Source organism: Solilutibacter pythonis (genome assembly GCF_003697345.1).
GTDB classification, from domain to species: domain Bacteria; phylum Pseudomonadota; class Gammaproteobacteria; order Xanthomonadales; family Xanthomonadaceae; genus Solilutibacter; species Solilutibacter pythonis.
On the sequence record NZ_RFLY01000016.1, the window covers coordinates 68,079 to 77,144 of the forward strand.

General features: G+C 64.0%; 14 protein-coding genes. 4 read left to right on the plus strand and 10 right to left on the minus strand.

Going from position 1 to position 9,066, the window contains the following annotated elements:
* Window positions 1–57: 57 nt before the first annotated feature.
* Entirely contained in the window at window positions 58–1,014 is a 957-nt protein-coding gene (locus EBB59_RS10890) for a CsgG/HfaB family protein (protein ID WP_122102177.1), read from the minus strand.
* Between the two features lie 374 nt (window positions 1,015–1,388).
* Between EBB59_RS10890 and EBB59_RS10895 the strand changes: the two genes are divergently transcribed.
* From EBB59_RS10895 to EBB59_RS10910, 4 genes are all read left to right on the plus strand, one after another.
* Window positions 1,389–1,667 carry a DUF493 family protein gene (locus EBB59_RS10895; RefSeq protein ID WP_122102178.1) on the plus strand — a complete coding sequence of 93 codons (279 nt, stop codon included), beginning with the start codon at window positions 1,389–1,391 and terminating at the stop codon, window positions 1,665–1,667.
* A complete protein-coding gene (gene lipB, locus EBB59_RS10900; RefSeq protein ID WP_122102179.1) occupies window positions 1,655–2,395 on the plus strand; it encodes a lipoyl(octanoyl) transferase LipB in 741 nt (246 codons plus the stop codon). Before EBB59_RS10895 ends, lipB begins: the two co-directional genes overlap by 13 nt.
* A 24-nt stretch (window positions 2,396–2,419) precedes the next feature.
* Window positions 2,420–3,415 carry a lipoyl synthase gene (gene lipA / locus EBB59_RS10905; protein WP_122102180.1) on the plus strand — a complete coding sequence of 332 codons (996 nt, stop codon included), beginning with the start codon at window positions 2,420–2,422 and terminating at the stop codon, window positions 3,413–3,415.
* 87 nt (window positions 3,416–3,502) lie between these two features.
* Window positions 3,503–3,790 (plus strand): hypothetical protein, encoded by a 288-nt coding sequence (locus tag EBB59_RS10910; protein ID WP_211327734.1) that lies wholly within the window; start codon window positions 3,503–3,505, stop codon window positions 3,788–3,790.
* 26 nt (window positions 3,791–3,816) lie between these two features.
* Here EBB59_RS10910 and EBB59_RS10915 read toward each other — a convergent pair whose 3' ends face one another.
* The 9 genes from EBB59_RS10915 to EBB59_RS10955 all read right to left on the minus strand — a co-directional run.
* Window positions 3,817–4,320, minus strand: coding sequence for a hypothetical protein (locus tag EBB59_RS10915; RefSeq protein WP_245979247.1), 504 nt, complete (start codon window positions 4,318–4,320; stop codon window positions 3,817–3,819).
* Window positions 4,320–6,824: a zeta toxin family protein gene (locus EBB59_RS10920; RefSeq protein WP_122102183.1), complete on the minus strand. Its 2,505-nt coding sequence runs from the start codon at window positions 6,822–6,824 to the stop codon at window positions 4,320–4,322. Before EBB59_RS10920 ends, EBB59_RS10915 begins: the two co-directional genes overlap by 1 nt.
* The gene (locus EBB59_RS10925; protein ID WP_245979248.1) at window positions 6,821–7,174 is read right to left on the minus strand and encodes a hypothetical protein; all 354 of its coding nucleotides are present in this window, start codon (window positions 7,172–7,174) and stop codon (window positions 6,821–6,823) included. The genes EBB59_RS10920 and EBB59_RS10925 overlap by 4 nt, the downstream gene beginning before the upstream one ends.
* Before the next feature lie 78 nt (window positions 7,175–7,252).
* Window positions 7,253–7,492, minus strand: a complete 240-nt coding sequence (locus EBB59_RS10930) for a zeta toxin family protein (RefSeq protein ID WP_122102184.1) — start codon at window positions 7,490–7,492, stop codon at window positions 7,253–7,255.
* On the minus strand, window positions 7,489–7,833 hold the full coding sequence (locus EBB59_RS10935; protein ID WP_245979256.1) for a hypothetical protein: 345 nt from the start codon (window positions 7,831–7,833) through the stop codon (window positions 7,489–7,491). Before EBB59_RS10935 ends, EBB59_RS10930 begins: the two co-directional genes overlap by 4 nt.
* Window positions 7,834–7,866: 33 nt before the next feature.
* Window positions 7,867–8,151, minus strand: coding sequence for a zeta toxin family protein (locus EBB59_RS10940; protein WP_122102185.1), 285 nt, complete (start codon window positions 8,149–8,151; stop codon window positions 7,867–7,869).
* Window positions 8,148–8,498, minus strand: coding sequence for a hypothetical protein (locus tag EBB59_RS10945; protein WP_245979257.1), 351 nt, complete (start codon window positions 8,496–8,498; stop codon window positions 8,148–8,150). The genes EBB59_RS10940 and EBB59_RS10945 overlap by 4 nt, the downstream gene beginning before the upstream one ends.
* 13 nt (window positions 8,499–8,511) lie before the next feature.
* Window positions 8,512–8,814 (minus strand): zeta toxin family protein, encoded by a 303-nt coding sequence (locus tag EBB59_RS10950; protein ID WP_122102187.1) that lies wholly within the window; start codon window positions 8,812–8,814, stop codon window positions 8,512–8,514.
* Window positions 8,811–9,066: hypothetical protein (locus EBB59_RS10955; RefSeq protein ID WP_122102188.1), on the minus strand; the 256-nt coding region annotated here is incomplete at its 5' end. The genes EBB59_RS10950 and EBB59_RS10955, both read right to left, overlap by 4 nt.

The window sequence follows — 9,066 nt, forward strand, 5'->3', positions numbered from 1 at the left end:
CCGGATACGAAACGGCCCGCGATGCGCGGGCCGTTTGCGTTGCGGGGGCGGCGTGTCTCAGCGCGCCAGTCCGGTCAGGGTGGAGTTGATCCAACCTTTGTTGCCAAGTTCGTCCTCGACTTCCCACATCGTGCCCTGCTTGTTGCCGGTCGGGTAGAGCAGCATGCCCGGGTCGAGCATGCGCACCGCGCCGCCCCTGCCGTCGGCGGCTTTCATCATCCGTGCCGGCCTCTGCACTTCCAGCGCCTGGTGCGAGTTGCTGGCCGAGGGGTCGGAAGGCAGGCCGCCCAGTTCGTTGATCAGGTTGGTATAGGCCTGTAGGTAGGCAAGGGTGACGACCTGGCCGATCTCGGTGTTGGAGTAGCTCGACAGCCCGGCGCCGCCGGCCGCCAGCAGGTTGCCGGCCAAGCCCATGCCACCGCCGCTGAAGCCGATGTCGGTTTTCTTGGCATGGCCTTCGGCCATGGCGACTTGCTCGGAGGAGCGCATGTCAGTGACGGTCAGCATGACGTCGGCGGTCTTGCGCCGCATGTTGAGACCGCCGGCGATGCTGCCGATGCGGCCGCCGATCAGGCCACCCAGGGCGGCGCCGATGCCGGTGCCGCCGGCGTTGGAGTTGCGGCTGATCATGTCCGGCACCAGCGCGTAGTCGGCGGCGCGGATCTGGCCTTTGCCGATGTTGGAGCGGCCGCGCAGTTCGCCGCTGGCGGCCAGGCCGCGTTCGCCCATCATCGCGTTCAGGCCCTTGTTGCGATCGACCAGCGTGAAGCACTTGGACTTGCTGACGAAGAGCTTGATCAGCGCCTCGGGGGAGGACAGGCCGTAGTCGTTCCACCAGCGGTTTTCCGGCTCCAGCACGGCGATGCTGCCGAGCCGCTTGGCGCAGACCGGGATCTGCTGGGTCTGCTCGGCGCGGGTCTGCTGGGCGCTTTTCCGCTGGGCGGCGGCCGGCTGGCTGGTCAGCAATGCGGTGCCGACGACCATGGCGGTGGCCAGGAGGGTGGTCCTTCTCATCGTGTTTCCTTATCGAGTCATGGCTTTGGAAGCGTTGGCGTGGGGCGAACGAACGACTGCCCCGGCGATGCGTGGATGCGTACCGGCAGTTGATTGTTTCCAGTCCCCGGAGCGGGATTCTAGGTGTCCCTTGATGCCGCTGGTCATCGTGGAATGTCCCGACAAGGGGTAGGATTTTTCTGATTCGAATTCAGATTCAGGCGGGCTGGATGTCGAGTGGCCGGTCGATGCGTCCCGGTGCCGAACCGTGGCATCGGCGGGGCGGGGGCGGGGCTTCGCGCCTTCGCGCCTTCGCGGCGGCGTGGGGGCGTGGGGGCACCGGCATCGGTCGGCGCCGGCTTGGGTTTGCCGTTTCCGGTGCCCATAATGCCGGGATGGAAATCAAATCCGACAATCCCGCGCACGGCTTTCAGTTCCCCGGCATTTTCGAGATATCGGCGATGGGCCTGGCCGGTGCCGGGCTGGAAACCGAAATACCGCGCCTGTTGGTCGATGCCGGTTTCGAGGTGTTGCACGAGACGATCACCACCCGCGATTCCTCAGGTGGCAAGTTTGTGCAGGTCAAGCTGAGTTTCAAGGCCGATTCGCGCGCCCGCTACGAGGCCGCGCACGCGGCGCTGCGCGCGCACCCGGAAGTGAAATGGACGATCTGAGCCCCCCATCGCCGGCGTCATCGGGCGCGGATGGGCGGGCCGCGCCGGCGGCTCATCCGCGCCATGCACGGGTCCGCGATCTGGGGCGCCAGCCGTATGCGCCGGTCTGGCGCGCCATGCAGGGCTTTACCGATGCGCGCGATGCAACCACGCCGGACGAATTCTGGTTCGTCGAGCACGACCCGGTGTTCACCCTCGGCCAGGCCGGCAGGGAGGAGCACGTACTGATGCCGGGCGACATCCCGGTGATCCACGTCGATCGCGGCGGCCAGGTGACATACCACGGCCCGGGCCAGATCGTGGTGTATCCGCTGTTGGACTTGAAGCGGCTGAAGATCGGCGTGCGCGATTACGTCTGCCGGATCGAGCAGGCGATCATCGATACCCTCGGTGAATGGAACATCCTCGCCGCCCGCAGGGAGGGTGCGCCGGGCGTCTACGTCGGCGGCGCCAAGATCGCCGCGCTCGGCATCCGGGTGCGCCGTGGGTGCAGTTTCCATGGCTTGGCTTTCAACATCGCGATGGATCTGGCGCCGTTTCGCCGCATCAACCCCTGCGGTTATGCCGGGCTCAAAGTGGTGTCGATGGCCGATCTCGGCGGCCCCGGCGGCATGGCGCCGGTCAAGCCGGTGCTGCTGGCCGAGTTGGCGAAGCAGTTCGGCCTCGCGCCCGAAGCCGCTCCGCCCCCCGACCTGGCCGCGCTGGCGGCCCTGCGCAAGGCCGTTTGAGCGCGGCGATGCGATAATCGCGCCATGAACGCCCCTCGCAGCATCCCGCTTTCGATCATCGACGAATCCCCCGCCGGCCTCGCCCCCGGCGAGAAGCAACTGGCCGGCGACAAGATCGGCCGGTCGCCGGTGCGGTTCGAGGAGGCCCCGGTGCTGAGGAAGCCCAGTTGGATCCGCGTGCGTATTCCGGCCGGCAACTCGGTGCAGCAGCTCAAGTCCAAATTGCGCGTCAACCGGCTGGTGACGGTGTGCGAGGACGCCAGTTGCCCCAACATCCACGAGTGCTTCAATCACGGCACCGCGACCTTCATGATCATGGGCGACGTCTGCACCCGCCGTTGCAGCTTCTGTGACGTGGCCCACGGCCGCCCGAAGCCGCTGGATGCCGGCGAGCCCGGGCGGCTGGCCGAGACCATCGCCGACATGCGGCTGAAATACGTGGTGATCACCAGCGTGGACCGCGACGACCTGCGCGATGGCGGGGCGCGGCATTTCGTCGATTGCATCCGTGAAACCCGCACGCGCGTGCCGGGCATCAGGATCGAGATACTGACGCCGGATTTCCGCGGCAAGGGCCGCATGGAGCGCGCACTGGCGATCATGGCGGAAGCGCCGCCGGACGTGTTCAATCACAACATCGAGACCGTGCCCGACCTGTACCGCAACGTGCGCCCCGGCGCGGACTACCAGTGGTCGCTGCGCCTGCTCAAGCAGTTCAAGGCCGAACATCCCGGCATCCCGACCAAGTCCGGGATCATGCTGGGCCTGGGCGAGACGATGGCGCAGGTCGAAAGCACCCTCCGCGACTTGCGCGCGCACGACGTGGACATGGTCACCATCGGCCAGTACCTGCAACCCTCGCCGGCGCATCACCCGCTGCTGCGCTACTGGACGCCGGAGGAGTTCAAGCACCTGGAGGATTACGGTTACGGCATCGGCTTCCAGCACGTCGCCTCCGGGCCGATGGTGCGCTCCAGCTATCACGCCGACCGCTCGGCCAAGGAAGCCGGCGTCGCTTGAATTCCAACACTGAATCGGGCTCCACGGCGCAATAACAGGCTGTATGTCGCCTGGATTCGGGTCGCCGCAGCCGCCACCCGCCGCCGCGTGATGATCGTCGACATCGCCTGCAACGGCGCGCTCGGTTGCCTGGTGGAATACCAACGGCGTGAAAGCGAACGCCGCCGCGTAGCCTTATTCGTGGCGAGGGAATCCGGCGGGGTGCCGGAAGCCGCCTTGATTCGGTTGCTGGACGGGTTGGTCGCGGCCGAAGGCGTATGGGCGAACCCGAAGTCGTATCCGGCGGGCGTAAGGCCGAAGTTGTTCAACCATAGCCGTCCATCGGCGGAGCAATTCGCTACCCATCTTCGCGATGCGCCGCAGGGGGCGACCTGACGGGCTTCGCCAATGCGAAGCGTCGACTATTTGTCGACCAGGATGTATTCATTGCCCTTGCTCTTCCACGTCGGCGCATCCTTGTCGAGGCGGATGCAGGGCCGGCCGCCGCAGGAGGTGATCTCGACATGCCGGGAGGCTTCCAGCACTTCCGCCTTGATCTCGATGGCATCGGCGCGCGCCCGCGCGGCATCCAGGCGGTCGTTCGTCTGCTTCAGCAGGAGCATGCCGCCCGCCAGCAACAGCGCCAGCACGCCCGCCACCGCCACCACGATTTGCCAGCCCCGGACGATCGCCGGACGCAAGGCCGCTTCCATTCGCTGCTGGTGCTCGCGGAACAGGGCCACCATCGCCTGCTTGAACTGCGCTTCCTCGCGTTCGCGTGCGAGACGTAGCGCTTCCTGGGAGGCTTGCGATTGCTGTTGGTGATCGATGATCAGCTTTTCCAGGCGGCCGAAAATGGCGCTGACCTGATCCAAGGTGCTTTCCAGGGTGCGTTCCATGTTCCTGCCTTCAAAGTGTGTCGTCATCAGCGTGACATCCCGGGTTCCTGTTGCATCTGCCGTTGCTGCGCCTGCAACAGGGCCTGTTCTTCCTGCCGCTGGGTTTCAGCCGCCAGATCCTGCAAGCTCCGATCCAACGGCTGGGTGCCGGCCTGGAGGCGGTCGACCTCGCAGTGACGGTCGAACAGACGGTCGTGGGGATGGTTCCATCTCGCCATCAAGGTCTGGCCGTCCCGGCTGAGCGCCAGTTCGTCGATGCCTGGCAGATAGTGCTTCTGGGCCTCGTAGGCCAGCGTGCCGGCCACGCTTTCCATCTGCAAGCGGTCGAGGTAGCCGCCGACTTCCGGCCCGGCTTCCTCCAATCGTTCCAATGCCTGCCGGAACAATGGATGGTCGCGGCCGGGTAGTCGCTGTTGCCGGTCCCATACCCGTTGTTCCGCGTCGATGAAGGTCTGCCGCCCGCGCTCGGATTCGGCGAATGCCATCGATGCCTCGCGCATGCCCTGCGCGTCGCCGGCTTCCAGGGCGGTGAGGAACCGGGCGACCTGCGGATCGCGGGTCGGCGTGGTCTCGGGCGCGTCGATCTCCGGCGAGGCGGTCACGCGCACCGTGTCCAGTATCAGAACCCGTGCCTCCGCCTGTTGCTGCTGGTAGGTGGCCTCCAGTTCGTGCCGAAGGTTGCCCTTGGCCTGGCTGTCCCACAGCAGGCCATCATGCGTCCATTGCCCTTGGGCGTTGCGTTCGTACAGGTCGCCATCGGAGCCAACGATTCGGCCCGGGTGTTGCAACGCCTCGCTCACCGCGCCGGGCAACGGGCCGTACTGCGCCCAGCCGTTATGTTCGTAAGCGTCCTGGAATCGGCCCGCCATCGCGGCCGGGGTCTGGGCGGCGTTTTGGGCGATGACGGCCTGGGATTGCCGTTCCAGTTCCGCCGCACGCTGCGGCGTCGCCTCCACAAGCTGTTTCTCGTAGATCGGGCCGTTATGGCGATAGTCGACGATGCGGCTCACCTCCCGGGTCCATTGTCGGGTGTCCGGATGGCGGGCCCACGATGCCTCGCGTGCGCTAGGCGCATCCTGGTCGCTGGCCGGAAGCGTGTACGGGTCGCGTGATCGCGGCGGCGACGCCAGCGCCAGCGCGAACGACGTGCTCGATGCCTGGAAAGTCAGCCGGTTGGAGAGTGCCGCATCGGCGCTCAGGCGTTCGCCCTGCGGGGTGCCGGGCAGTGGCGGAATGTCGATCGTCCAGCCCCTCTCCGGATGCTTGGGGTCGAACGTCCAGGTATTGCCCCGCGGATCCGGCTGGCGGTTGATCTTGCGCTCGTCGAGCCAGTCGGCCACCTTGTCGCCGGCCACCGCGCCGACGATACCGCCGATGGCGCCGGTCACCAGCAACCCGGGGCCGGTTTTCACGCCGGCCAGCGCCCCGGTGCCCATGCCCGCCGCCGCGCCGCCCCAGCCGGCCAGGTTCTGGGTGGCGAAGCGCTCGATTCGCGCCTGCGCGGCGGTATCGTTGCCCTGGCCGCGAAGGCGCGACACGTCGCGAGCCGTATCGGCGACATCGTAGGCGGACAGCGCCACGCCGGCCGCACCGGCCGCCCGGAGGGTATTGGGCCGGACCCGGCGGGTGAAATCGATATGGGTGGCCTGTTCGGTGGAACGGGCCACGCCTTCAACGACGTGGAGCCCGCTGCGTTCGGCCAGCAGCCGCTGCGCCGTCTCCGGCGCCACCTTCTGGTTGCCGGGAAGGGCGTCGGGCAGGTCGCGATGCCAAGCCTGCTGGCCCTGCCAGCCGTGGCTGAGCTGGCGAGTCACCTTGGGGTCGCGCAGCCGGGCGTCGCGGGCCTCCTCCAAGGCGGCGCCCGGCAGCCGCGCGTCGGTGCGACTGTCGTAAAGCTCCACGCCTTCGCGATTGAAGAGGCGGATAGGCACATCCGTGCGTTCGTGGATCATGTCCAGGCTGCCGGGCAGCTTGTCGTAGATCGCATCGCGGGCGCCGGCGGGGACATGGCGGCCGTAGCCCTTCTTGTCGAGGTTTCCCGCGAATCGTTGATCCACGCCAAGCTCACTTTCGAGCTTGGGCGAAGCCACCGCACGCACCTCCACGTCATAGCCTTGCGCCTGTAGCTTCGGGATCAGATCTTCCGTGGCCCATTGGCCGTTACTGAGCGTGGTGTCGAAAATCAGGTTCTTCTTTCCCGCCGTCGTGGCGTCCAGCAGCTCGTCGGCCCATGCGCTGGCATCGGGTTGGGTCAGGGTGGACCAGCTATAGGGCTGGGCGTTGCGGAACGTTGCGATGTCGGGGTGGTGCTTGCGGAGTTCGTCGGGGTCGATCTTTACAACATCGTTGGCAAGTTCGATCTTCGCAGCATCTGCCAAGCCACCCTTGCCGGCACCAGGTTGCCCCGCCAAGATGATGGCCTTCGGGCGTTCATGCGAGAGGAGTTCATCCAACCTGCTTTCAGGAATTACTTCCTTGGAAAGGATGCTCGCATGCGTTTTCGGATCAAGGCGATCATGTGGCGCGCTCATTCGAACGCTCTCTTGTTTGCATCGAAATACATGCGAAGGGTGTGTAAGTCCCGCATTCCTCCATTGCTGGAATGCGCACGCCGCATTAGGGAAATCTTTTCCTCTGCTCTCGCAATCGCCGCCGGATCGCCACTGGCTTCAGCGGCCCGGAGCTCTTCGCGGGCTTCATCGATGAAGGCTTCCAGCGCACCTTCAAGCGCCCAGATGGCTTGCTCAAACATGGGGGTGCCCTTGAATGGTTTGGCTACCACATCATTCAAGTCATCTTGGAGGGTTTGAATATGCTCTGGATAGTCCCTGAGCATTTCTCGCAGCTTCTGTGGGACTGGAGGTGGCGGTAGAGGGGACATGAAGTACTCCATTTCACCTGGTCTTGGGGGGCACTATAAGCTTAGATATGGGGTGTCGCGACAGGGCTGGGTATAACGTTACAACGTCAGGTGGTATTCGCGCAGCGCGTCGGGGTCGATCTTGACGATGTCGTCGCGGAGTTCGAGTTCGGCTGACCTTGCGAGACCACCCTTGCCTGCTCCGGGCTGTCCTCCAAGGATGATCGCCTTGGGATGCTCATGCGATCCTTTCTGCGACAGAAGGCTTTTCGGAACAATTTGTTCTTCAAAGACACGCGCATGGAGTTCTGGGTCGAGACGATCAGTTGGCGTGCTCATTCGAACGCCTCCTTTTGAGCCTCTAAGTAGTCCCACAAGTCTGGCATACCACCCATGTTCATCCGAGTGGAGCCCATGACGAAATCTTTCGCCTTCGCCCGCTCAATCGCTACCGGATCGCCACTGGCCTCGGCAGCCTGGAGTTCTTCGCGGGCTTCCTGGATAAATGTCTCCAATCGACCTTCGAGCAGCCAAATAGCTCGATCAAATGGATCGGAGCCGTGCATCGGTTTCTCGATTATCCGATTGAGCGTTCCTTGCAAGAGCTCAATGTGTTCCGGGTAGTCCTTGAGCATTTCGCGTAGCTTCTGTGGGACTGGAGGTGGCGGCAGCGGGGACATGAAATACTCCATTTCACCTGGTCTTGGGAGGCACTATAAGCCCAGATACGGGGGGTGCGACAGGTCTGGGTATAACGTTACGATGTCGGGGTGGTATTTGCGCAGCGCGTTGGGGTCGATCGTGACCACATCACCCGAAAGTTCAACATTGGCTGCTCTGGTAAGCCCTCCCTTGCCCGCACCAGGCTGCCCGCCAAGGATGATGGCCTTCGGTCTATCGTGCGATAGCGCTGTATTGAACTCGCTTTCCGGGATGACTGAATCACTGAAAACACGAGCATGGGTCTCTGAGTCCAAACGATCTTCGGAAGCGCTCATTCGAAGGCATCCTTATTGGTCTGGAAATACACCCAGAGTGCTTCGTCGCCGATCCAGCGCCCCTTGAAGCAGGTCTGCCCCATCAGGAACTTCTTTGCCTTCGCCCGCTCAATCGCTACCGGATCGCCACTGGCCTCGGCGGCCTGGAGTTCGTCGCGAGCTTCATCGATGAAGGCTTCCAGTGCACCTTCAAGCGCCCAGATCGCCTCATCAAATGGCATCAAATGGGTCTTGGTTGGGTCAATCGCTGAGTTCAGCACTTCCTGCAAGCGCACGATATGCTCTGGATAGTCCCTGAGCATTTCCCGCAGCTTCTGTGGGACTGGAGGTGGCGGTAGAGGGGGCATGAAATACTCCATTTCACCTGGTCTTGGGAGGCACTATAGGCCCAGATACGGGGGGCGACAGGTCTGGGTATAACGTTACGATGTCGGGGTGGTATTCGCGCAGCACCTCGGGGTCGATGGGGACGACGTCGAAAGCAAGCTCGGTTTTGGCGGCCTTGACGAGGCCGCCTTTGCCAGCACCGGGCTGTCCACCCAGGATGATCGCTTTCGGCTTTACCTGTGAAGATGCTTCAAATAGTCCACTTTTTGGCGCTATGTTCTCTGTGAAGATGCGCGCATGTGTTTGTGGATCAAGGCGATCTGGGGAAGTGTTCATTCGAACGCCTCCTTGTGCGTCTGGAAGTAATCCCAGAGCGGTTCCGGATTCAACATTCCTCTGCCGCCAGAGTGCGCATCGAACATCAAATCCAGCTTCGCTTTCGCCCGCTCGATCGCTACCACATCGCCACTGGCCTCGGCGGCCTGGAGTTCGTCGCGAGCTTCATCGATGAAGGCTTCCAGCGCACCTTCAAGCGCCCAGATGGCTTGCTCAAACATGGGGGTGCCCTTGAATGGTTTGGCTACCACA

What these genes read in the sequence shown, in the direction of transcription:
- EBB59_RS10890 (WP_122102177.1), bottom strand. Translation starts at nt 1,014, where the DNA reads ATGAGAAGGACCACCCTCCTGGCCACCGCCATGGTCGTCGGCACCGCA.
- EBB59_RS10895 (WP_122102178.1), top strand. Translation starts at nt 1,389, where the DNA reads ATGGAAATCAAATCCGACAATCCCGCGCACGGCTTTCAGTTCCCCGGC.
- lipB (WP_122102179.1), top strand. Translation starts at nt 1,655, where the DNA reads ATGGACGATCTGAGCCCCCCATCGCCGGCGTCATCGGGCGCGGATGGG.
- lipA (WP_122102180.1), top strand. Translation starts at nt 2,420, where the DNA reads ATGAACGCCCCTCGCAGCATCCCGCTTTCGATCATCGACGAATCCCCC.
- EBB59_RS10915 (WP_245979247.1), bottom strand. Translation starts at nt 4,320, where the DNA reads ATGACGACACACTTTGAAGGCAGGAACATGGAACGCACCCTGGAAAGC.
- EBB59_RS10920 (WP_122102183.1), bottom strand. Translation starts at nt 6,824, where the DNA reads ATGAGCGCGCCACATGATCGCCTTGATCCGAAAACGCATGCGAGCATC.
- EBB59_RS10925 (WP_245979248.1), bottom strand. Translation starts at nt 7,174, where the DNA reads ATGTCCCCTCTACCGCCACCTCCAGTCCCACAGAAGCTGCGAGAAATG.
- EBB59_RS10930 (WP_122102184.1), bottom strand. Translation starts at nt 7,492, where the DNA reads ATGAGCACGCCAACTGATCGTCTCGACCCAGAACTCCATGCGCGTGTC.
- EBB59_RS10935 (WP_245979256.1), bottom strand. Translation starts at nt 7,833, where the DNA reads ATGTCCCCGCTGCCGCCACCTCCAGTCCCACAGAAGCTACGCGAAATG.
- EBB59_RS10940 (WP_122102185.1), bottom strand. Translation starts at nt 8,151, where the DNA reads ATGAGCGCTTCCGAAGATCGTTTGGACTCAGAGACCCATGCTCGTGTT.
- EBB59_RS10945 (WP_245979257.1), bottom strand. Translation starts at nt 8,498, where the DNA reads ATGCCCCCTCTACCGCCACCTCCAGTCCCACAGAAGCTGCGGGAAATG.
- EBB59_RS10950 (WP_122102187.1), bottom strand. Translation starts at nt 8,814, where the DNA reads ATGAACACTTCCCCAGATCGCCTTGATCCACAAACACATGCGCGCATC.